Source organism: Fimbriimonadales bacterium (genome assembly GCA_035559795.1).
Taxonomy (GTDB): Bacteria; Armatimonadota; Fimbriimonadia; order Fimbriimonadales; family ATM1; genus DATMAR01.
Map to the genome: position 1 here is coordinate 197,022 of DATMAR010000007.1, position 23,600 is coordinate 220,621.

19 protein-coding genes and 1 tRNA gene are annotated in these 23,600 nt (G+C 46.3%); 13 read left to right on the forward strand and 7 right to left on the reverse strand.

Going from position 1 to position 23,600, the window contains the following annotated elements:
- The first annotated feature begins 33 nt into the window (after positions 1-33).
- The 4 genes from VNK96_05240 to VNK96_05255 all read left to right on the forward strand — a co-directional run bounded on the left by VNK96_05240 (position 34) and on the right by VNK96_05255 (position 3,311).
- Complete coding sequence (locus VNK96_05240; protein ID HWP31112.1) at positions 34-1,455, forward strand: aldehyde dehydrogenase family protein; 1,422 nt, start codon at positions 34-36, stop codon at positions 1,453-1,455.
- A gap of 11 nt (positions 1,456-1,466) precedes the next feature.
- Positions 1,467-2,144 (forward strand): AraC family transcriptional regulator, encoded by a 678-nt coding sequence (locus VNK96_05245; GenBank protein ID HWP31113.1) that lies wholly within the window; start codon positions 1,467-1,469, stop codon positions 2,142-2,144.
- 162 nt (positions 2,145-2,306) lie between these two features.
- Positions 2,307-3,080: a prepilin-type N-terminal cleavage/methylation domain-containing protein gene (locus tag VNK96_05250; protein HWP31114.1), complete on the forward strand. Its 774-nt coding sequence runs from the start codon at positions 2,307-2,309 to the stop codon at positions 3,078-3,080.
- A gap of 154 nt (positions 3,081-3,234) precedes the next feature.
- Positions 3,235-3,311 (forward strand) — tRNA-Met (locus VNK96_05255).
- A gap of 14 nt (positions 3,312-3,325) precedes the next feature.
- On the opposite strand, the gene VNK96_05260 is transcribed toward VNK96_05255, so the two are convergent.
- Positions 3,326-4,321, reverse strand: coding sequence for an aldo/keto reductase (locus VNK96_05260; protein HWP31115.1), 996 nt, complete (start codon positions 4,319-4,321; stop codon positions 3,326-3,328).
- Positions 4,322-4,401: 80 nt separating this feature from the next.
- Between VNK96_05260 and VNK96_05265 the strand changes: the two genes are divergently transcribed.
- Positions 4,402-4,995 (forward strand): hypothetical protein, encoded by a 594-nt coding sequence (locus tag VNK96_05265; protein ID HWP31116.1) that lies wholly within the window; start codon positions 4,402-4,404, stop codon positions 4,993-4,995.
- 215 nt (positions 4,996-5,210) lie between these two features.
- Here the strand turns inward: VNK96_05265 and VNK96_05270 are convergent, their stop codons facing one another.
- From VNK96_05270 to VNK96_05285, 4 genes are all read right to left on the reverse strand, one after another.
- Positions 5,211-6,053 carry a ParB/RepB/Spo0J family partition protein gene (locus tag VNK96_05270; protein ID HWP31117.1) on the reverse strand — a complete coding sequence of 281 codons (843 nt, stop codon included), beginning with the start codon at positions 6,051-6,053 and terminating at the stop codon, positions 5,211-5,213.
- The gene (locus VNK96_05275) at positions 6,046-6,825 is read right to left on the reverse strand and encodes an AAA family ATPase (protein ID HWP31118.1); all 780 of its coding nucleotides are present in this window, start codon (positions 6,823-6,825) and stop codon (positions 6,046-6,048) included. The genes VNK96_05270 and VNK96_05275 overlap by 8 nt, the downstream gene beginning before the upstream one ends.
- A gap of 93 nt (positions 6,826-6,918) precedes the next feature.
- Positions 6,919-7,734, reverse strand: a complete 816-nt coding sequence (locus VNK96_05280; GenBank protein HWP31119.1) for a prepilin-type N-terminal cleavage/methylation domain-containing protein — start codon at positions 7,732-7,734, stop codon at positions 6,919-6,921.
- A 73-nt stretch (positions 7,735-7,807) separates the two neighbouring features.
- Positions 7,808-8,629 carry a type II secretion system protein gene (locus tag VNK96_05285; protein HWP31120.1) on the reverse strand — a complete coding sequence of 274 codons (822 nt, stop codon included), beginning with the start codon at positions 8,627-8,629 and terminating at the stop codon, positions 7,808-7,810.
- A gap of 267 nt (positions 8,630-8,896) precedes the next feature.
- On the opposite strand from VNK96_05285, the gene hisS reads away from it, so the two are divergent.
- A complete protein-coding gene (hisS, locus tag VNK96_05290; protein HWP31121.1) occupies positions 8,897-10,156 on the forward strand; it encodes a histidine--tRNA ligase in 1,260 nt (419 codons plus the stop codon).
- Here the strand turns inward: hisS and VNK96_05295 are convergent.
- Positions 10,104-10,613: a hypothetical protein gene (locus VNK96_05295; GenBank protein HWP31122.1), complete on the reverse strand. Its 510-nt coding sequence runs from the start codon at positions 10,611-10,613 to the stop codon at positions 10,104-10,106. The genes hisS and VNK96_05295 overlap by 53 nt on opposite strands.
- 107 nt (positions 10,614-10,720) lie before the next feature.
- Here VNK96_05295 and VNK96_05300 point away from each other — a divergent pair, with 107 nt between their 5' ends.
- Genes VNK96_05300 through VNK96_05320 form a run of 5 tightly spaced genes read left to right on the forward strand, consistent with a single transcriptional unit; the run spans position 10,721 to position 19,232 of the window.
- Positions 10,721-12,235: a hypothetical protein gene (locus VNK96_05300; protein ID HWP31123.1), complete on the forward strand. Its 1,515-nt coding sequence runs from the start codon at positions 10,721-10,723 to the stop codon at positions 12,233-12,235.
- A gap of 36 nt (positions 12,236-12,271) precedes the next feature.
- Positions 12,272-13,189 carry a cation diffusion facilitator family transporter gene (locus VNK96_05305; protein HWP31124.1) on the forward strand — a complete coding sequence of 306 codons (918 nt, stop codon included), beginning with the start codon at positions 12,272-12,274 and terminating at the stop codon, positions 13,187-13,189.
- A gap of 38 nt (positions 13,190-13,227) precedes the next feature.
- Positions 13,228-16,185, forward strand: coding sequence for a hypothetical protein (locus VNK96_05310; protein ID HWP31125.1), 2,958 nt, complete (start codon positions 13,228-13,230; stop codon positions 16,183-16,185).
- Positions 16,176-18,566 (forward strand): UvrD-helicase domain-containing protein, encoded by a 2,391-nt coding sequence (locus VNK96_05315; GenBank protein ID HWP31126.1) that lies wholly within the window; start codon positions 16,176-16,178, stop codon positions 18,564-18,566. Before VNK96_05310 ends, VNK96_05315 begins: the two co-directional genes overlap by 10 nt.
- A 30-nt stretch (positions 18,567-18,596) precedes the next feature.
- Positions 18,597-19,232 carry a hypothetical protein gene (locus VNK96_05320; protein HWP31127.1) on the forward strand — a complete coding sequence of 212 codons (636 nt, stop codon included), beginning with the start codon at positions 18,597-18,599 and terminating at the stop codon, positions 19,230-19,232.
- 174 nt (positions 19,233-19,406) lie between these two features.
- Here the strand turns inward: VNK96_05320 and VNK96_05325 are convergent, their stop codons facing one another.
- Positions 19,407-20,087: a lysophospholipid acyltransferase family protein gene (locus tag VNK96_05325; GenBank protein ID HWP31128.1), complete on the reverse strand. Its 681-nt coding sequence runs from the start codon at positions 20,085-20,087 to the stop codon at positions 19,407-19,409.
- Between the two features lie 47 nt (positions 20,088-20,134).
- On the opposite strand from VNK96_05325, the gene tyrS reads away from it, so the two are divergent.
- Positions 20,135-21,358 carry a tyrosine--tRNA ligase gene (gene tyrS / locus VNK96_05330; GenBank protein HWP31129.1) on the forward strand — a complete coding sequence of 408 codons (1,224 nt, stop codon included), beginning with the start codon at positions 20,135-20,137 and terminating at the stop codon, positions 21,356-21,358.
- Positions 21,359-21,859: 501 nt separating this feature from the next.
- Positions 21,860-23,587, forward strand: a complete 1,728-nt coding sequence (locus VNK96_05335; GenBank protein ID HWP31130.1) for a DUF4838 domain-containing protein — start codon at positions 21,860-21,862, stop codon at positions 23,585-23,587.
- The last annotated feature ends 13 nt before the right edge of the window (positions 23,588-23,600 follow it).

Consider the following 23,600-nt stretch of genomic DNA (forward strand, 5'->3'; position numbering starts at 1 on the left):
AAAAAGAGACATACTAAAACGTTAAACAAAATCATGATCGAATTCGGCTCGCTCATTTGCGGAAAAGAGGAAATTTCTGGGAGTTGGCTCGATTCATACGACCCTTGGACAGGGGAAAAACTCGGTCGCGTAGCAGAAGCGACACCCGAACAAATCGAAAGTGCCTTAGCAATCGCCGAAGAGGCTTGGGAAAATCCTCCACCACTCGAAGAACGCAAAGCGGTCGTCGCGCAAATGGCAGAACTCGTCAACGAACATCGAAGTTGGTTGGTGGATTTATTAATTCAAGAAACGGGAAAACCGAAACAATTCGCAATCGGTGAAGTAGAACGATTAGAACGAACGTTCCGACTCTCCACCGAAATTACCGACGAACTCCGAGACCGACCACTCGATTTATCTTACGACCCGAGAGGTGAGCAATTCGCCGGGCTTTGGAATCGCTTTCCCGTCGGTCCGATTTTGGCATTCGTTCCGTACAATTGGCCTTACAATTTAGCGGCACACAAACTCGCGCCAGCAATGATTGCCGGATGCCCGATTCTGTTGAAGGTCAGCCCTCTCGCCCCCCTTTGTAGTTTCGCCCTCGGAAAACTGCTCATCGAAGCAGGAGCTCCGAAAGGTTTCATCGCCGTTATGCACATAAGCAACGAAAACGCACAAAACGCGCTCAAACACGAACGAATCAAAATGCTCAGTTTCACGGGAAGTCCGCGAGTCGGATGGATGCTCAAAGAACTCGCCCAAAAGAAAAAGGTGCTTTTAGAATTGGGGGGGAATGCGCCTGTCATCGTAGAGGCAGATGCAAATTTGGATTTGGCTGCCCAAAGAAGCGCATACAGTGGATACGGCTATGCGGGGCAAGTGTGCATTTCTGCGCAGAATGTTTTCGTTCATCGCGATGTTTATAACGAATTTCGAGAAAAGTTGATTCGTTACACGGAAGAAACCGTAACGGGCGACCCTCGCAAAGAGGATTGTGTTTGTGGGCCTCTCATTTCAGAAGAAGCCGCGAAAACTATCCAGGAAAAAATCGAAAGCGCAGTGAAAAGAGGAGCGAAAATCATCGCGCAAGCAAAAGCAGAAAAACATCCGCGCCTTCTCCCCCCCACATTGGTCGAGAATCCTCCTCCCGATGAGCCTGTCTTTTGCGAAGAAATTTTCGGCCCTGTTTTGACATTGAACTCTTACGTTGAATTAGATTCGCTCATCGAAACCCTCAATCGCGGTCGCTATCGCTTGCAGGCATCGCTTTTCACGAGCAACGATTCCACTGCAGACAAAGCGTATAGAACTCTGCGCTATGGGGCTCTGGTGTGCAACGAATCCCCTTCTTTGCGTTTCGACTCGATGCCATACGGAGGAGAGGGCGAAAGCGGCTTCGGCAGAGAAGGTGTTCGTTTCGCTTTGGAAGAAATGACCTCTCCCAGAACTTTTTTATGGCGAAAGAAATAAAATAGAAACGAATGAAAGAATCTTTTTCGGAAAATAAAGACAGCGTCACTGTAAGTTATCACGAGATCAATGCGATGGTGCGCTTGGGGCAGCGCTTAGAACTCGAAGCATATTTCCGTCGCTTCGAAAAAGATTTAATCGCATTAGCCGAACGAGATTTAAAAATGGCGCAAAGCCGCTTCATTTCGCTCATAACGATACTCGTGAATTCCGTCTTAGAAATCGGTGCAGCGCAGGATACGGAACGCAGGATTGCAGAAGCGGCGGAACTCGCTTTACATGCGAAAGATGCAGACGCTCTTCTCCAAATTGTTCGAGAGTTTTTGCAAAAAACCACCGAATGCGCATCGCCACAAAAAAATCGTTATTCGGAAGAAATTATCGAAAAGGCGAAGCAAATTATTTTAGATAATTTTCATATGCCGATTACCGATGAATGGGTAGCGCAACAAGTGCATTTGAGCCGCTCCCATTTTCGCTATCTATTCAAGGTCGTTACCGGAATGCCTTTTATGCGCTTCGTAACCGAGGTGAGATTGAATCAAGCGAGGAAATATTTAGAAACGACTTCCTTGTCTGTAAAAGAAATTTGCGCTCGCATTGGATATACGGACACGAGCGGATTTTCTCGTGCGTATAAAACCTACCACGGAGTCCCCCCCGTAATTCATAGAAAAGCAAGCGTTTAGAATTAGTGCTCAGAAACTTTTCTCGAAAATTTTTAATGGGTTTTCCTGCGTTAAAAAATGTAGACGTTAGTCTATATTATTTAGTCTTTTTAGTAGACAACCATCACCTTATACGGTGAAATCCACCGCCGACAACTATGAGTATAGGGAGGAAAACCTGGTATGGGGAAGAAGAAGGGCTTTACTCTTATCGAGCTGCTTGTCGTTTTAGCGGTCATTTCCATCCTCGCCGCAATCCTTTTTCCGGTAATCAAAAAGGCAAAAGACAAAGCGAAGCAATCCGTATGTGTATCGAATGCGAAGCAAATCGCATATGCTTTTATGCTTTACACATCTGACTACGAAGAATATACGCTTCCGCTTTTCTATCTCAGTCCGAAATACGGTCGTATCACGATATACGAATTCATTTACTGGCCAAGATGCCTTGTCTCGTATGTGCAAAGTCCGGAAATTTATTTCTGCCCGAAAGACGAAAAAGAAGACCCTGCATTGGTGAATTCGGAATTCTTGCGCAAAGAAAAACAAAATCCTCAATACCAATACAATTGGAGTTTCTCGCCGAGTTATGGTTACAACGGACGCTATCTCTCGCCAGGGTTGAACGAAAAAGACCCTGATGCCGGACCTTTTACAACCGTTCCACTTTCTGCTTTCGATTCCCCCTCGATGACGATAGCCTTTGCTGAATCCACTTGGTTCTCTCCACGTGCCGAAGGGTCGAAACTATGGGCGGAAGACGTCGGATATTTTCGGGTCTATCCGCCATCGAAGTGGAAGGGAGCCCCCCCTACGAACGGGCTCAGTTGGGGTCATTTCTGGCCAAGGCATTTTGGTTTCGGCACCGTGATTTTCTTAGACGCTCACGTAAAATCCCACACCCCCGCACAACTCCAAGACGAAAACATGTGGAACGGCAAAGGGCAGTCAGACTAACTCCGTTTCTATATCAGGTGCTGCCCATTACTTGCAAGAGCAAAAAACTCTACAAGAATGGGAAACTTTTTAGGCGCGCGGATTGGTTTGCATTAATGCGACGGCCTCTATTAGGGTTGACGACTAACCAGTTAGGGTATAATCAGTACGACGTTGCGGGGTGGAGCAGCCAGGTAGCTCGTCGGGCTCATAACCCGGAGGTCGTTGGTTCAAATCCAACCCCCGCTCCCATTTTTTAAATTCTCTCAAATCGGTAAAACGCCAGGTCCGAAGTCCGCCGAATAATAATCGACAATATAGGAAGAGGGTGGCACGATACGGTCTATTCTCTCGAGAACCCGGGCGGGGAGCTTCAATTCGGTAGCCTTCACCAAATCGTCGAACTGCTCGATTTTTCTCGCCCCGATTATCGCAGAGGTAATGCCTGGTTGGTTTAGTACCCAAGCAAGTGAAAGGCTAGTAAGCGAAACTCCCATGCTGTCTGCGATTCGTTTTAGTTTTCGAACGACTTCAGTGGAGCGAGCCGTGATGCGCCGGTTCGGGTCGCTCTTTGCGTATCGCCCTTCCTGTACTTTCGTAAGATACTTTCCCGTCAATTGCCCCCCCGCTAACGGAGACCAAGGAATGACGGCATAAAGATAGGTTCTGCAAAACGGAAGCAACTCCTTTTCGATTCTTCTATCTAAAAGATTATAAGGCGGCTGTTCGCTTACGAAGCGATTCGTTCCCAACTCTCTCGCAATATAATGCGCTTCGCAAACTTGCCATGCCGCAAAAGTGCTCGTGCCGATATAGCGCACTTTGCCCTGACGAATCAAATCGTCCAATGCTCGCAAGGTTTCATCAATAGGGATAGTTGGTTGGGGGCGATGGAGTTGATAAAGGTCTATCCAATCCGTTTTCAATCGCTTCAAGGAGGCTTCGCATTGTTCGATGATGTGCCTTCGTGAATTTCCCCAATCGTTCGGTCCTTCTCCCATTCTTCCATGAACTTTTGTCGCTAAAAAAATTTCTCTGCGGACTGGTCGGATGATTTCTCCTGTGATCTCCTCGCTTACGCCGCGTGCATAAACGTTTGCAGTGTCGAAAAAGTTGATTCCCAAATCCAGCGCTTTCTGCCCGATTTTTATTGCGTCTTCTTTCGTGCTTCCCCAATCCTCGGGCTCCCAGCCAAAGGTCATCGTCCCCATTGCAAGACGACTGACCATCACTCCTGTGCGTCCAAAAGGTACGTACTCCATGCTTCTGTTATACCGTTAGTTACAAAACGCACGCGAAGGCGTCAAAAAGACCGGTACACTGAAAAACTTAGGAGGCATCCATGAAGTCGTTTGTTTTGCTTTTCAGCGTTTCGATTTTGAGTTTGGTTTTAGCAACCCCTCTGCAAGTATCGCGTCCCGACCCGTTCAACGTTCAACCGATTCTCGATAAGTTAGCGGAAATAGACAAAGCGAATCAAATTTTGCCACTTGCACTTACAAAAGAGCAAATCGGAAAACTTCTGCCGAAGTTGGAAGAGTGCAGGCAAAACGTAAGAAATCAAGAAAAGAAGGAAGCGGACCGCCTGAAAGCGCTCGATAAAGAAATTTCTCAAGTGCTTAAAGACGCGGAAGCAGGAAGCGTACCTCCCAAAGAATTCCTCGAACGAATGGATAAACTCTTTGCGGCATTCGAAAACGAGCGCAATGGAGTGAAAATCGCGAACGGCATCATCCTTTATAAAGCGCTACACGAGATTCTGAATCCCGGACAAAAAAAGATCATTGTGCAAGTCGTAGACCAAATTTATGACGTAACTTTGAAGCAATGGAAAGAGGGAACGGAAGAGGCGAAGATTCAATTTTATGCTTTGACCGTCTTGATGGATGATGCAGGTTATAAATTTTTGGTGAAACTCAATAGAAGTGCTAAGTAAGATTAGATTTTAGCGAAAAGAGCGCTGATTCCTTTTTTGGCTTTGCTTGCTAATTTTTTACTTAGTTCCTTCGAACAAAACAAAGAGGAAACTTATAGAGTAAGTAATACACTCCAAACGTTCCCAAACAGAGTTTGGGAACGAGAAAAAGTGCTAAATAAAAAATGATTTTTCGCGTCTCGTTGAATACCTAAACAGAGAGGAATGAATTTCTACTACAACCTTTCACGAGGAGTTAGCAAATCTACTATACGCGTCAAATCTTCCTCTGAATAAAACGAGATTTCTATCGAACCCGACTTCCCACTTCGATGAATTTTCACCGGAGTCCCCAATGCTTCGCTGAGCAAGTTCTCGATGCGAGCAATTTCCGGGTCTTTGGCTTTTGATTCTCTACTCGCAATAGCTTTAGGCTGTTCTTTTCGAGCCAACTGCTCGACCTCTCTCACGGTTAATTTCTTTTCTAAAATCTTTTCGTGCACTTGAAGCATCTCGGATTCAGTATCGAACTGAAGAAGTACTCGAGCATGCCCCTCTGAAATCTCTCCGGCTTCTAAAGAGTTGCGGATTTTTTCGGGTAATCGCAACAACCTAAGCGTGTTCGCAACCGCAGCGCGAGACTTTCCGACCCTTTGAGCGACTTCCTCTTGGGTCAGGCCTTCTTGCTCGATGAGGACACGATAGGCTTCCGCTGCTTCCAAAGGTGAGATATCCTCACGCTGTAAGTTCTCGATTAAGGCAAGTTCCAAAGATTCTATTCCCGCTGCAGCACGCACAACCACTGGGACGAATTCGAGACCTGCGAGTTTTGCTGCACGCCAACGACGTTCCCCCGCAATCAACTCGTAATGGTCTTTATCCAACAAACGAACGAGCAAAGGCTGAACCATGCCCACTCGTCGTATCGAATCTGCGAGTTCCCGTAGAGAGTTTTCATCGAAAGATTTTCGAGGCTGTCTCGGATTTGGAACAATCGAATCGATCGGAATCTGGCGAACTTCGGATTCCTCTTGCTCTCCTAAAATCTGCGCAAGACCTTTTCCTAAAACCCTACGCACCGACTTCCTCCATAACGTTCGATTGACAAAATTCTTCTACAAAATCACGATACGCTTTCGAACCGAGTGCCGATGGATAACGAATCACCGCAGGTTGACCGAAGCTCGGCGCTTCGCTCAATCGCACGTTTCTGGGAATAGTCGTTTTCGCGACCAGGTCACTGAAAAAGGAGCGAACTTCCTCCTCCACCTGTACAGACAAACGGTTTCTCTTGTCGTACATAGTCAAAAGCACTTTGCCGATTTCCAAATCCGGGTTGATACGTTTTTTTACAAGTTCGATGGTTTTGAGCAATTGGCTCAAACCTTCGAGAGCGTAAAACTCGCATTGCATAGGAATTAAAGCGAAATTCGAGGCGGCAAGAGTGAGAATCGTCAAAATCCCTAACGAGGGAGGAGCGTCGAGAAAAATATATTCGTAATCTTCCTGCACTGGCTTCAAAGCATCCCGTAAAAGAGTTTCTCGTCCGACAGTTCCTAAAAGCAAGGGTTCAGCGCCTGCGAGATCGAGCGTAGAGGGGAGGATATGAAGATTAAGAACCGAGGTCGAGTGAATCGCTTCGCTCGCCGGGGTTCCCTCGACGAGCACTTCGAAAAGAGTGGCTTTTAGGGAGCGTTTATCTGTTCCGAGCCCTGTGGTGGAGTTCCCTTGAGGGTCCACATCTACGAGAAGGGTTCTATGTCCGTTCGAGGCGAGGACTGCGGAGACATTGACAGCCGTAGTGGTTTTGCCAACACCCCCTTTTTGATTTACCACAGCCCAGATAGGCACACGCTATTGTAGTCCATCCCGCAGTAACAGAATCAAAACATCAATACTTTTTTTTCAGAGACCGTTTGAAATTTTCAACTATTGAATTTCGCTTTACCACCAATCGGGATAAATATCCTTCCGACTCGAGAAATATGGACGCTTTAGTAACCCGTATACCATTCTCTTCACATGTCCATCTCCCCATAGGCTGTTGGCACCTCCTCTATGCAAAAAATGAAAGTGATTTATAAGATAAGACGAGTTCGGTGGAGAGTCATACCAATTTTCTGGCTGTAAAAAATTGCAAAGCGGAACCCATGCGTTATGTTCCCACATGATAAGCGTTCTTGCTGGTTCGTTAACCTCCGATTGCGATGCCCCAAGCCCGACTACACATCCACTTACATAATTCACAGTCTTTACCGTAGGTCCCCATTCGTTTTGATAGGCTTTAGGATTTTTCGAATAGTAACCCGACCAATATTCTTCGTTCCACCAACAATGCGCATAAGACATTTGCCATTCTTCTGGCATAACCGGACATTCTCTTACATCGTGATTTTGAATGTAAGGGTCTATCGCTCCTGGTCGCGGTTTATTTTTAGCAGGCTGATTTACACGACCCCAAAAACCTCCATACAACCCACCGTTATTGTTGTCGTATCCAATCCACATTTGCTGCGGGGCAAATCCAGAAAGAGGGGAGTAAATCGAGCAAGCAGGCCATGTATCGTCCCATGCGGAAAGATAGTTCATCATCGCCAAACCTAACTGGTTCATGTTGCTCAAGCAGACTGTTTGCTTACTCTGTCTTTTCGCTTGTTCGAAGACAGGAAAAAGAATAGCCGCGATAATCGCGATGATGGCGATCACGACAAGTAGTTCTATGAGCGTAAAGGCGCTCATACCGCTTTTTTTAGAAACCATTTCGGTCTCCTTTATCTGCAAGGATGTTTTTGAACAATTGCTGACTTTTGAAAATTACTACTTTAGCCTGACCTTACCACCAATCCGGATAGATATCTTTCCTGCAAGAAAAGTACGGGCGTTTGAGGAGATCATAGACCATTCGCTTCGTATGGCCATCGCCCCAAAGGCTGTTCGCCCCACCTCGGTGCAAGAAATGGAAGTGATTAATTAGGTAGTTGCTTTTTGGGGGGGTATCGTACCAGTTATCCGGCTGAAGGAAATTGCACATGGGAACGCGAGCCTCGTGCTCCCACATAATCAATGTCCTCGCGGGTTCATGCATCTCGGAATGATTCGCCCCTTGCGACCATCGGAAAATTCCACCACTGTACGTGATGTCTTTCACCATAGGACCCCACTCGTTGTATCTGGCTTTCGGGTTTTTAGAATAGTAAGAAGAATCATAAACCTTACAGAAGAAACAATGTGCGTAAGACATTTGCCAATGGTCTGGCATCACGGGACATTTACGAACTTCATGGTTTCTTATATAAGGGTCGAGCGCACCTACACGGGGCTTATTTTTCGCAGGCTCATGAACATGCCCATAAAAACCACCATCCAACCCGTAGTTATTGTTGTCGTATCCGATCCATATTTGCTGTGGGGCGAAGCCATCGAGTGGCGCATAAAGCACTGCGGGGGGCCAGTTATCGTCCCATGCGGACAGGTAGTTCATCATTGCCAAACCCAACTGGTTCATGTTGCTCAAGCAAACGGTCTGCTTGCTTTGCCGTTTGGCTTGCTCGAGGACGGGGAATAAGATGGCTGCGATGATAGCGATAATCGCCATGACGACGAGCAACTCGATGAGAGTAAAGCCCTTGACACTCTGTTTTGTTTTCGAAAACATTTTCGTTCACCTCTGAAAGCCTGTTTCTTAGAGCCTGCCTGCCCTCTCAGTCATACCTCCGAATTGCACCCTCAGTTGAGGTTTTCCCAAGCATAACGGGCTGCTCACAAAAGGCTTTCCTTCCTCATATTACACAGAAATAGACGAATTTCCAACATCTTTTGTAGATTTTTTTGAAAAAGTTCACAATCTGCCGTCAGGGCTCAGAAAGAAAAGGATGCGGGAGTATGAGAAGCCGTTCAAATAGGTTCTGCCAAAATGGCTTTTATGCGTTTTCAAGCGCCGAGAGGCACCAGAGACGTCCTCCCTCAAGAAGCTCATCGATGGGTACATCTCGAGAAAACTTTTCGAGACATCTGTCATTTATATGGATATTCGGAGATACGAACGCCGACTTTCGAAGATACGGAACTCTTCGTTCGTGGTGTGGGAGAAGGAACGGACATCGTTTCGAAAGAGATGTACACGTTCAAAGACAGAGCTGGAAGGAGTCTCACATTAAAACCCGAAGGCACTGCTCCTGTAATTCGCGCCTATCTCGAACATTCTCTCGGGACTCCTAATCAAATCACGCGTTTGTTTTATATCACTCCCATCTTCCGTTACGAAAGACCTCAAAAAGGTCGTTTGAGGGAATCTCATCAAACAGGAGTGGAACTCATCGGTAGCGGAACCCCCGATGCGGATGCGGAAGTCATCGAACTCACCGTACGCTTTTACCAAACCTTAGGTATTCGAAATATCTCTATCAAATTGAACTCCTTAGGAGAAGAAGAATGTCGAAAATCGTATCGGGAGGCGTTATTGGAATACGCACGCCCTCATTTGCGTGATTTTCCCGAAGAATTCCGCGCTCGCTGCGAAAAAAATCCTCTAAGGCTTTTGGATTCCAAAGACCCGGAGGTACAAAAAATCGTTGCTGATGCCCCCCCTATAACTCGTTATTACGAGAAAGAAACCATCGAGCATTTCGAATCACTCCAAAAACTCCTGAATTCCTTAGGCATCACCTACGAAATAGACCCCAAACTCGTCCGAGGATTGGATTATTATACGAAAACTGTTTTCGAAGTGCAATCCGAATTCTTAGGGGCACAGAACGCATTGTGCGGGGGGGGACGGTACGATAATTTAATTGAAGAATATGGAGGGCAACCGACCCCAGCAGTAGGTGTAGCAATGGGTATCGAACGAGCGCTCATGGTCATGGAAACTCTCGAAATCGAAAAAAAGGTGGAACGACTTCTTGATGTCTTTGCGGTGTGTTTAACAGAGAACCGTATCGAATTTGCAAAATTCGTGAAATTCTTGAGGGATTCCGGGATTTCCGTTGTTACAGACCTCGAATTTCGCTCGGCGAAGAGCCAATTTCGTCAAGCCGACAAATCCGGGGCGAACTACGCAGTCATCTTGGGAGATGAGGAGCTCGAAAAGGGGGTCGTGAAAGTGAAAGACATGCGTAGCGGTGAAGAAGTTACTTTGCCATCGGGAGAAGTATTGAGAGTGCTCCGGCATCACCCGGCTTGACTTTTCCTTGCGTACGTTGTTCCCCTTTTTTGACGATAGGCTGTTCCGTAATCATCACGGCTTGTAGATTTTTCCGTATCTCGTAGTGCATCGTGCCTTCTTGAATCGTTTGCCATTTTTCTGTAGTCATGATTACCGTGTTGTCGGGAGCATCTGGCTTCGGGGGGGTGTATTTTAGGAGATTATTGCTTTTTTCGTAAACGCTCTCGACCATGTAGGGTTTTAATTCTTCGAATTTTTCTGGAAATTTCCCTTTCGCATCTTTATATTGCTGCAGTGCGGAAACTACATGAGGCAAGATATCCTCCATCTGTTGCGATAGCTGCATCGTGCGTTGGAATTGTTTCCCCTCTTCACTACTGAAAAAGCGCCATAAAGTTACACCGCCCGCAACCAGACCGATAAAAATCAAACCGAGAATAGCGATAGCACTCCAGAAAACGATTTTTCCTACCATGATTCGCTCCGTTCCCTTATGGAAAGAACATAGCGACATTACCCGAAAGGACATACATAGAAGCGAAAACTGAGAAGGTTCGTATATTAGAATAGGAGGAAAAGACCATGTGGAATGCTTTTTTGCTCGCCTTTTGTGTCGCCCCTATCGAGGAGATAATCACTCCAAAGACTTCTTCTGCCTCTCTTTTCAAAAACGGTTATTCGGTCATCGTGAGAGAAGTTCCCCTTAGTGGAAAATCCGAATTCTTGCTCAAAGGAATCGGCTCGTCGGTCGTCGGAACTGTATGGATTTCTACCACGAAGGGGGTCACGCTCCATAGCGCAGAAAGCGTTTTGCAAACGACGAAAAAAGAAGAAAACATCGGCTTCTTACAAGAAATGCTTCTCGCGAACATCGGAAAAAGCATTACAGTTTCTACGCAAGATAAACAGAAATTCAGTGGTGTTTTGAAAAGTGCTACCGGGGAAGTGATTGTCTTATCAGACGATACCTCGACTCATGTCATCCCAAAAGCACAAATTCTTTATATTCTCGGTGCCGGAGATTTCGTTTGGAAAGCCGAACGCACAACTACAGAAAGACTTCTAAGAATCCGCGCTTCGGGACCTTCCGACGGGAAGATTCATATCATCACCCTCGAAAAAGGAATCACATGGTTCCCGAATTACACTCTCGCTTTAATAAGTGATAAAAAACTGAACATTCTCTGCAAAGCGACGATTCTCAACGATATGGAAGATTTGGAAGGTATCGAATTGCGTCTCGTTACCGGATTTCCGAACATTCCTTATCTCGGTGTTCCCGACCCGTTTACGAGTGGAATGACGATCGATCAATTCTTGCAAGCACTGAACATCACACAAGGACGAGTGATGGCGGATGCCACTCGTCAGGTCCTGGCGCAGGGTGGTGGATTCGCTGAAAGAAATATCTATACGATAGAGTCACCGGAACCGCAGACGTTTCAAGCAGAAGACCTTTTTCTTTATCGCATTCCCAAAGTCACTCTCAAACGCAACGAAAGGGGACATTACGTTCTTTTAGAGAAAGAACTTCCTTACGAGCATCTCTATGTTTGGGATATCCCGGATAGCATCGGGAGACAATTGGAGTACACGGATATTTCGAATCTTCCCAAAGATGTATGGCACTGCATCGAATTTCAAAATTCCACATCGCTTCCCTGGACGACAGGTTTAGCAACGATGATGAAAGACGAAATGATTTTAGGACAAGACACAATGAAATACACGAGCATCGGCGCAAAATCACTGTTGAGAATCACCAAGGCTCTCGATGTGCGTGCGGATTATTCAGAGGAGGAAATCGAAAGAACGCGACAGGCTTTGAAATTGCCCAATTCTCAAGTTTTCGATTTGGTAATCCTCAAAGGAACATTGGAAGTCGTCAATCACAAGAAAGAAAACATCCGGATGAGAATCACCAAAGAAATTACAGGCGAAGTGATATCTACGGATGGGAATCCAAAAATCACCAAAATCACCAAAGGATTGAGCTCCGTCAATTCACGAGCCAAACTCGAATGGGACTTGAACTTGCCCGAGGGTGAAAAGAAGATGTTGACGTTCAGTTATAAAGTTTATATTCCCCAAAGATAATCAATAGACCACGAAAGTAGTATCCTTTTATCAACTGTGGCAAGGCGCATTCAAGACAATCGTAAGGTAATTGCGGCTGTCGTGTCCGTTATTTCCAATGTAACGATTACTATCGCAAAGATACTCGCTGCTATACTTTCTGGAAGCGTATCTGTGCTGAGTGAAGCGCTGCACAGTTTCGGAGACGTCATCGCTAGTTTGATCGCCTTCTTCACCGTTCGTGTCAGTGATAAACCGGCGGATAGAGAACATCCTTATGGACACGGAAAGTTCGAGACATTTGCAGGTCTCATCGAAGCGCTCCTTTTGATGATTGCAGGGCTCTACGTGGGTTACGAAGCGGTTTTACGACTCATTCACCCTCGACCAATCGAAGTGGATATAGCGTTTATCATCATCATGGTTTCCGCTGTGTTGAATGTATTTATAAGTACATACATAGGAAAAGTCGCCGAAGCAACAGACAGTGATGCTCTGCGCGCCGATGCAATGCATTTAAAAGCGGATGTCGTGACGAGCGCGGGAGTTTTATTAGCCCTTTTCCTCGTTCGATGGACGAATAATCTCATTTTCGACCCGATTATTGCGTTGCTGCTCACTCTTTGGATTTTGTTTTCTGCTAGTAGGATCGCTTTCGGGAGTTTTCAACTTCTTATGGACGTGAAATTATCGGACCAAGAAATCGCAATAATCGAGAATATTTTGAGGACGCATCCGGGAATTTACGATTTCCATCAATTGCGCACGAGAAAATCCGGCTCTTATCGCCATGTGGATGCACACATATTGGTAGACGATAATTTGAGCCTCATTCAAGCGCATGAGTTGACGGAAGAAGTAGAGGACCGTATCCGACAAACGCTTCCGAACGTATTGATCAGCCTACACGTTGAACCTTATCACCGAGAACGCCAGCATCGAGCGGAGTTTCATAAAGACGCAAACGAGAAATGACCGCAACCTGCATCGAGGTATTACGATAAACTAACCTTATGGCGAGACTCGGAAAAGTTAGGCTCGTCTTCGGACTTCCGGGTTACTCTTCCCTTAAGGCGTTTGTGGAGGAGTTTCTGAATTCGCCGGGTTCGATTTTTACTTCGACGAATGACGCAGTTCTCGCTCAGGCTCGGGATTTAGCGCTTGCTCATCCAATCGGTATTCGTCGTCTCGAAGAAGGTTCTATCGAAGTTCTTCCATTAAGCGAGCTAACTCGTATGTTTGCGAATTTAACTGATTTGCCAACGTACCCTCTCGCAAGTGCCGACCATCAAAAAGTGTTTGCAGCATTGGCTTCTCAAGAACTTCCGCCAGAAAGTTCTTTATATTCAGCAGCCGATTTGCCAGGATTTCATGAAGCGCTTTCGAAAACGATGCGTGAAATTCGACGCCATCGAATCCCTATCGAGGTATTGGAAAACATGGGGGGGAGAGCACGTGACATCGCTTATCTTATACGAGTCTTCGAGGAAGTTCTGACGCGTAATAGAATGACCACCCTCACTCAGAGAATCGAAAAAATCATCGAAAAACCTCCCTGCCGTCCGAGGGAGCTAAAAAAGATTTTCTGGACAGGAGAGAGCACATGGGTGCCTTTGCATATCGAATGGTTGCGATGGATGCAAAAAGCAGGCATCGACATCGCGATGCTTTTAGAACGTCATCCGACGGAACCGAATTTTTATTGCGCACACGTACCACTCGAATCGAGTTTCATCTCCGCGCAGTCGGAAGTTCTTCAACAAGATTTCACACAAGCAGCATGCTGCTTCGGATTTTTGCACTCTAAAGCGCGCGAAATTCCCATTAAAATCTTCGATTGCGCCGACGATGTTCTCGAATGCGAATGGGCGCTTCGTGAATCACTTTCTTTGCCTTTCCGCCTCGATAATACGACGCTCTACTGCACGCAACCCGACAAATATGCACCGCTTCTTTACGCTGCAAGCACGCGCTTCGGAATTCGACTCGATTTCCATCGCCGAACTCCTCTGCTTTCGAATTCTTTTGCGCGATTTTGTTTGCATGCATTAAAAGCGCTAATTCATCCCTCTGTGGATATGATTTCGTCACTTGCAGGAAACTCCTATTCGAGAATCCCCCCCTCTGAACGAGAAGCCATCTCCGTTTCTATACGCTCTTGCGAGCGCAAAGAAAATCCTTGGGAGGAACTTGCGAATTTAGCGCAAGAAGGCACGATTCCGGCATATTTCGCACGCTTGACTGCATGGAGAGAGAATGCAATTTTCCAACCGAGAACGCTGTCGGAATGGCTGAGAGCGTTGAACCAACTTATTTCGCAAATGCCATGGCTCGATGAAAGCGTCGGAAATTCCTCACGCACCGCTGAGCGCGATACTGCCGCACAAGTCGCAATGATGCGTTCCCTCGAATTGAGTTTTTTACAATGCGACATAAATCGTCGTTATACTTTCGAAGATTTCGTCCATCACGCAGAGAGCGTTTGGAGAAGCGAAGAATATTTCGAGCGACAAAAGGGGGATTTAAAGGTGGTGAACAATGCGTATGAAATAGGAAATGCAGAGCATTTGATCGTTGTCGGATTAGTGGAAGGAGCGTTGCCCAGCCGTAGAACGGAAGACCCCTTGTTATTGGACGAAGAACGCAGACGAATCAATGAACTCAACCCTGCCTACCGATTGCCGGTCAGTTTCGAAATAGCGCAAGAGGAACGAAGAGAGTTTCATCGCCTTCTTTGTTCTGCAAACTCGTTGCTCGTTTCATGGTCTCGAGAAAGGGGGGGGCAAGCCGAGGTAGTATCTTCGTTTTTGAACGATTTGAAACTCGTAGCCCCTATCCAAGAAATGCAAATGCCGTATCAACAACGTTTTCCTGTTCCCGCTTCGACTACGCATCCGATTGACGTTTTGCCGGGTTTGGCATGGCATGCGGATAGCATCGACGAGCAAACGCATCTCGAATTCATAGAAAAATTGGACGACGATACGAAAAAACTTTTATCCCGAATCGAAGTAGCAGTCGAAAATTCGGAGATCGACAAAATAAGCAACGAGGAGGTGCTTCGAAAACTATCCCGACTCCCTCAGCCTCTGCGATTTTCCCATCTTCGCTATTTAAAACGCTGTCCGTTTCAATACCTCACGATGGCGATTATGGATTTGCGCAAAAAGCGATATTTCACGATGTGGGAACACATCCGGTCCATTTTGCGAAATACGGATATGTTGACAGTTCGAAGTCAGGGGGAATTAAAGGAGCGACTTCGAGAAGGGTTGCGGAAGAAACTCGATGAACTTCAAGGCGAAATTTCTCGAGAGGAATTGGATTTGTTCGAAATATCTGCAGAAAGAATTTTAGATTCGTTCGCAAAAAGAGAATTCTCGACACGAGAATTATGGCAACTCCGCCCCTATCAACAAAACGTCTCCCTTTCCGAAGCAGGTCTTCGAAACACAATCAATCACAACGGAAAAAAAGTAGAAATAACCGAACAATTGGATTTGATTTATCGAACGGAAGACAAAGCATGGGTTGCCCTTCGATACGGTTTCGTGGATTTCGATATCGGTCTCGAAGGTTCGGGCGACGAGCTGAGTGCAACACTTTTAGAAAGCGGAATCCTCTTTTCTTTAAAGAACAAAGACGATTCCGAAAAATATGTTTCTATCGTCGAAGACCCTATCAAAGAGGAGCGTGTTGCGGTGGGGCGTTCTGTCACTCATGGTGCTTGCCAGTGGCCACATAATAAAAAAGCGGGGTTGACATTCAAAGATAGTCCTCATCCTTTAATAAACCTCCGTAAAAGCGCGGCGAAGGAATTGATAGAACTTCTAAATCTCGCGATCTCTAGTGAACTTCAACCGAAACCCGGTTACCATTGCGAGCATTGTGGATTCGCATCGCTATGCCGCCGCGCAACAAATACGAGAACTCACGAAGTCTATTCGGAAAATAACCAAGAATGGATTTGATACAAGAACAAATCATCGCGATAGGGGAAAGCGGGAAGAAAGTTGCGATTATCGCGTGTGCTGGCGCAGGGAAAACGACCGTTCTCATCGAGCGCTACATCAAAACTATCGAAGAAGGGACATCATCACCAGAGCGCATTTTGGCAATTACCTACACGCGCAAAGCAGCCGCGGAAATGAAAATGCGCATCGTCCAAGCATTGCGCCAGAAAGGGCGACATCACGAAGCGCAATTGGCGCAAGTCGGTCCTATTTCGACGGTACATAGTTATTGCGAAAGACTTTTGCGTGAATATCCTTTCGAAGCTGGATTAGACCCTGGCTTTAATGTTTTGACGGAAGGTCGCGCGGAAGACCTACTCATTTCTTGCGCTCAACGCACCTTGCATCGTTATCGCAACAAAAGTCCGGAAATCGAATTGGTATTGCAGAAATACTCCGGAAAGAAAAGCAGAAAATACGACGAAAGCAATATGGGGAAATTGGTCGAACATATCGGAGACATAGTGCAAGCAATGCGCACCGCTGGAGTCAAATTGGAATACTTATTAGAAAATCTCCAGCGGCACGAAGATACGACGAGCGTTTGGAAAGCAATGTGCGCGCATTGGCTCGAGAATCATATACCCGAAGAAATGCATCCGGAACTGCGAAAACAATGGTTGGATGCCCCATGGTGCGAGTTTCAAGAGACATTCCAAACGACACTTCGATTGAATAAACGAAACGTCCCACAATCGTTAACTCAACCAGTAGATATTTCAAAAGAAGAAGAGACAGCCAAACTCTCTTTCGGATTACTGGAATTGAGTGTCGCCTGCTGGGAGGAATATCTCGATGAATTAAAAAAACAGCGTGCACTCGATTTCTCGGAACTGGAATATCGCGCAAGAAACTTATTAGAAAAATCTCCCGAGGTTCTACGAGACAAATACGACCATGTAATGGTAGATGAGGCGCAAGACCTGAACCCTTTACAACATGGTATCCTCGAACAAACCCCAGCAAAAACGATTCTTTTCGTGGGTGACCCTCAGCAAGCGATTTACGGTTTTCGAGGAGCAGAGCGAGAACTTTTCAAGCAGTGGGCAAAAGATGCAAACCTCCGAAAACTGAACACGAATTGGCGTTCTCATCAAAAAATTATTCGAACGGTCACGTCGGTTTTCGCCCCGATATGGGAACCGAATGGCGAATTCATCGAAATGCTGCCATCACCGAAAACCGAAAGCGTAATTTCGGAATCCGATGACCCGTTCGTTACCGAATCATCGAATGACAACCCCCCCGTAGAAATCTGGAGAATTCCTCACCAAAAGCCCGATGTGATTACGCAAGGAATTTTGCAACTGCTTTCCGAGGGTATCGAGAAAAAGCAAATTGCGGTATTGGCTCGGAATCGTGCTGATGTCGAAAAAATCGCTTCGGGGATGAGTCGCGCGAAACTTCCTTTCGCGGTCTTAGATTCCGGGCGTAATTATTTTCTTCGGATGGAAATCTACGATTTAGCATCTGTCTTGAAAGCCCTGGCAATTCCGACGGATGATGTGGCGATGTTATCCGTTTTGCGTTCCCCTTTAGTCGGTTTGAGTCTGGATAGCATCGTCTTGCTCGGTTTAGAGGCGAAGGCGACTAAAAAGAGCGTTTGGGAATTGCTTCACGAAACTCCTTTCGACTTCCCAGAAATAGAATGCGAAATGATTCGAGAATTCTTGGGATGGTTCGATTCTCTATCCGCCGTTGCCGATAGACTGCCTGCTTGGCAAATCCTCGCAGATGTTTTCACCGCGACGAATTTGGATGCGAGACTCGCAAGAACTCGGGGGGGGAATTTCCCCATTCTGATTGCCAACGCTCGCCAACTTTTGAAAATTGCGGGCGAACAGCCCGATATGGACGCTTTGCAATTCTCTCGATGGATAGAAACAAGACAGCAAATCAAAACTCCATGGAGCGACGCACCTACTTTTTCGGAAGACGCAGACGCTGTTAAACTATTGAGCATTCATAAAGCGAAAGGGCTCGAGTGGGATGTCGTGATTGTGTATGCTTTTGCCTCGACTCCCTCTACTAAAGATTCCGATTTAATCATAAATAAGAAATTTCCCGTGCCCATTCCTGCTTTCGATGGCTACTTCCCTCTCGCCTATCGCGTGGCATTCGATCTGAGGAACAAAGCGGAATTCGAAGAAGAAATACGCCTGCTTTATGTAGCGATGACTCGGGCGAGAAAAAGGCTCATTCTCGCCGTTCCCGATCTAACAAAAGCACATAAAACCGTCAATCGCTGGCAAAAACTTCTGAGCCGCTTAGTGAAATCGAGTGAAATCATCACACGGGATTTTCCGCTCGAAATTGCAACCGAAACAAAAGTAATTTGACTTCCGGTATAGTTCAAATATACAATGAGCATGTTGAACAGTTTTGTTCGGAAAGCCTATTTATCATTTTTTTTGTTAGTGTTTATCGGCTCGCCTTCGTTCGCTGACCGTATCTTCCTACTCCCCACCGCATACACGCTACGTCTCGGGGAGTTGCGCCTGGAGGCTCTGGTTTTCGGAGAAGAAACCGAGAAATCCCTCTCGTTCGTACAAATGGGAGTCCTACCTTTTATGGAATTGCAAGTAACGCGAGAAGAATTTCCTGGAAAAAGACCTTCGGTTTCTGCAAATTTCCTTTACAGCGTTAGTCAACCCATCCCCGATTATTTTCCCGGAGTCGCGGTGGGGATTTTGGATGTCTTCAATGAAACGGAAAGCGAGCGTTCTTTATTCGCTGCGCTCACCTGGCAATCATTGGTCTATTCCGATTGGGCAGATACAGAAAGTTCGTCATTCACGATAGGAATCGGCACGGGAAGATTGAAAGACGGAATTTTCATCAGCACCTCTTTACCCATGTATAAAGGAATCACGTTTTTTGGAGAATACGACACGAAAATCATGACTGCTGGCTTCGACATCACCGCATTTCGAAACACCGCTTTTCGCATTGCGTTTCGAGATGGAGATCCTTTATTCGGCTTTCAATTCGTAAAACACCTTTGAAAATTTTCCTTCGCATTTCCGAGACCCGCTTGAATGTAATCCCCTCTCGGGATGGGAATGGGATGCAAAAGAGCTGAAATAAACGCGCCTTAGGGCATTCCTATGAGATGCTCCTATAATTTTAAAAGTCGCGCCTTACGGCGCTCCACCGCAAAAATTTTTCTCCTCGAAACTCTAAACATCGGCTATCGCGCTCGTCTTCGGTGCAGGCTCGATATTCTCCCCCCCCTCGATTAACAATTCGTGTATTCTTTCCATAATAAAATCTCCGAAAATCTCTTTTGCCCGCTTCTCCCCGAATCGCTCCGTGAGTTCCGAAAATCTGAACGGTTTTCCCACGATTACTTTCACCTTATGCCGTTTTGGAAACTTTGCCCCCCTTGGCAAAAGTTTCGCAGTCCCGCAAATTCCGACCGGAAGAACCAACGGATCGCTTTTCATTACCAATAGCACGACCCCCTTTTGGGCGGGCAAAAGTCTCTTTCCATCCCCTCGTCTACCCTCGGGAAAAATGAGCAATGCCTCTCCCTTCGCTAAAAATCCCAAAGCCTTCCGAATCGCCGCCACATCCGGTTCACCCCTTTTCACCTCGAAAGCACCCAACAGTTTTATTAACCAATTAAAGCCAAAAACCTTGAACAAATCAGCCTGTGCCATATACCGCAATCTTCGTGGAAGCATCGAGCCGATGATAGGAGGATCAGCATGACTGACATGATTCGCTACCACGAGAAGCGCTCCTTTCCTCGGCACCCTTTCGAGGTGATATGCCCTCACCCCTCCAAAAAGAGGAAAGACCAAAAAGCGCATGAACGCACGGACAAATGCAATGAACCAATCGTAGAGTCGCAACAACGCATAAAGTCTACCGAGACCGGTATCCTTTTCCGTGTAAGCAATCGATGAACATCCAAGAACAACTACAGTATCTGTCTCGTGGCTGTGCCGAAATTATCAGCGTAGAAGATTTAGAAGCGAAATTAAAAAAACACGAGGCGACAGGTAAGCCGCTTCGTGTGAAATTAGGGGTTGACCCGACCGTTCCTCACGTTACCCTTGGCTGGGCTGTTGTCCTGCGAAAACTTCGACAATTCCAAAACTTGGGTCATCTCGCGTGTCTGATTATCGGAGACTTCACCGCAATGATCGGCGACCCGAGTGGGCGCTCGAAAACTCGCCCACAATTATCTCGTCAAGAAGTCGAAGCCAACGTCCGTGCTATCGAACCGCAACTTTTTAAAATCCTCGACCCTGAAAGAACAAAAATCTATTACAATTCCGATTGGCTGGGTCCGATGAAGTTCGCCGACGTCATTCAATTGGCGAGCAAGATCACCGTAGCGCGAATTTTAGAAAGAGACGATTTCGAACAACGCCTTGCGAAAAACCTCCCTATCGGAATGCACGAAATTCTTTATCCCCTTTGCCAAGGTTACGATTCCGTAGCGATCGAAGCCGACATCGAATTGGGGGGGACGGACCAAAAATTCAATATTCTCGTCGGACGAAATTTACAAGAGCAATACGGTCAAGAACCGCAAGTCGTGATGCTCATGCCACTTTTAATCGGATTAGACGGAAAAGAGAAAATGTCCCAATCTCTCGGAAACTACATCGGCATCACGGAAGAACCGAATCAAATCTACGGCAAAACGATGTCCATCCCCGATCATCTCATCGAGTCGTGGTTTACGTTATGTACAGATGTCCCGTTGGAAGAGGTTTCGCAAATGGTCAAACAGATGGCAAAGGGTGAACTGAACCCTCGCGATGCTAAACGCAGGCTGGCAAGAGAGTTGGTGAAGATTTATTGGGGTGAAGCGAAGGCCAAAGAAGCAGACGAGTACTTCCTGAAAACTTTCAGCCAACGTGAGACCCCCGAGGACGTTCCCGAAGCGACAATTCCCGAATCCTGTATCCGAGATGGGCGAGTAGCTATAGTTTCTTTAATAACTGCACTCGGGCTTACATCGTCGAACTCGGAAGCAAGAAGACTTATTCAGCAAGGAGGAGTGTCTCTCGGAGATGTGAGGCTAACCGACCCAATGGTATCGCTCCCTCTGGAAGAGGTTATTGGAAAAGTGTTGAGAGTCGGGAAACACAAGTTTAGAAAGTTGAAACGATAATGCAACCTTCAACTATCATCAAATCTGCTCTGCGAAGCGAAACGCAAAACCTTCAAGAAGGGCTCGAATAAAAACCTTTTTATGCCTCAACAGCTCCTGCTGTTGAGGTTTTTCCTTCATCTATATTCATCTATATTAAAAGGAGCAGAAAATCACGCCTTACGGCGCAACCACAAATATGTGTAACAAATTCATATTCTGCTCCCTTTGAGCAGACAGCAAGGATACTTTTATGGTGTGAGGTTATTCATATTTTTTATGCCTCAACAGCTCTTGCTGTTGAGGCTTTTCCTTTATTATTAATCGCACCTCACGGCGCTCCTACAATTCCAGCCTCTACGGTCTCCCCTTCATACGAAGCGATAGGGGGAACTTTTAAGAAAGTGAGGTTATTCATATTTTTCGCACCAAACTTTTATCTGAGACTCAAGTCAAAATAACCCCCCCGCTTGCATCTATCACAATGTATCTTTCAACCGGAGTGGGTATCATAACAAACCCATGCTGAACTTCTCTACGACCCTCATAATTCTTCTTCTTCTCGCTACTACACCTCTGCCCGCACAAAACATTACCCTCGTAAAAGAGGGAAAAAGCGATTGGGTAATCGTCGCATCCCCTGAGGCCTCCGAACCCATGAAACACGGTGCGAAAGAAATCCAAAAGCACATCGCAGAAATGTCAGGAGCGAGAATTCCATTATCAGAAAGCATCACACCATCGGCAAACGGAGCGATTATTATCGCGGAAGACGGGAACCTCCAATCCGAAGAATTCAGAATCGTTACATCCATTCCCAAAGAAAAAAACGAAATCCCCAAAATCGAAATCATCGGCGATTCTCGGCGAGGCGCTCTTTACGGTTGCTATGCCTTTCTCGAAGACGTTCTCGGTTGCCGTTGGTACACACCTGAAATCACATACGTACCCAAGCACAAAACCATCATCGTCCCCCCCCTGAATATCCGAGAAAAACCAGCATTCGAATATCGCGAGCCTTTTTTCTTCGAGGCATTCGATAAGGACTGGGCTGTTCGCAACCGCACGAATGGAAATACTCAGCGATTAGACGAATCTGTAGGAGGGCATATCGTTTACGGTCGCTTCGTTCACACATTTCAAGAACTCGTCCCCCCCGAACTATACTTCGATGAGCATCCAGAATACTTTTCGCAAATAGACGGAAAGCGAATGAAAGGATATTTTCAACTTTGCCTTACCAATCCGGACGTTTTGCGAATCGCCATTTCGAAAGTAAAGCAGTGGATTCAAGAAAATCCTCGAGCGACGATATTCTCGGTTTCCCAAAACGATACGTATTACAATTGCCAATGCGAGAAATGTAAGGCGGTGGAACAAGAAGAAGGTTCTCCATCGGGCACGCTGCTGCGCTTCGTAAATGCCATCGCAAAAGAAATCGAAAAGGAGTATCCTCATGTGCTCATAGATACCCTCGCCTATCAATGGAGTGAAGCCCCCCCTAAAAAAACGAAACCGCGAGCGAACGTGCGCGTGCGTTTGGCTCCTATCGGGAACTGCTTCGCTCACCGAATAGACAATTGCGAGAAGAACAAACGAATGTATGCGAATCTCAAAGAATGGGCGAAAATCACCAACAAACTTTACATTTGGCATTACAGTACGAATTTCGCGAACTATTTGCAGCCTTTGCCGAGCCTGGACGAGATCGCGACGAGCCTGCCTTTGTATAAAAAGCATGGCGTTGTTGGAGTTTTCTACCAAGGAAGTTACGAGTCACCAGGGGGGGCACTCGCTGAACTAAAAGCATATCTCTGTGCCAAACTTATGTGGAATCCTCTTCGCCCCGTGAAACCGATTATCGATGACTACTTGAGGGGCGTTTATCATGATGCTGCGCCTTATATGAAACAGTGGCTCGATTTGATTCACGAGGAAGTCCGCAATGGGAAACATGCTTTTATTTACGATTCCCCCAACGCGGATTATCTAACCGATGAAACTCTTTCCTCGAGCGACAAAATTTTATCGAAAGCGGAGCAAGTCGTAGCGAACGACCCGATTGCTAAAAAGCAGGTGGAAAAGGCTCGACTTTGGATGGATTACGTAAAACTCATGCGACTGCCTTCTGGTGACTCGAGGCGAACTCCTTTGATAAAAACATTAGTTGAAAAATTCAAGCGCTTTGGCATTACGCGCGCAAAAGAAGGCGAGCCGCTCGAAGTCTTCTTCAACCGTATCGGCAGCTAAAGAAAAAAGCAAC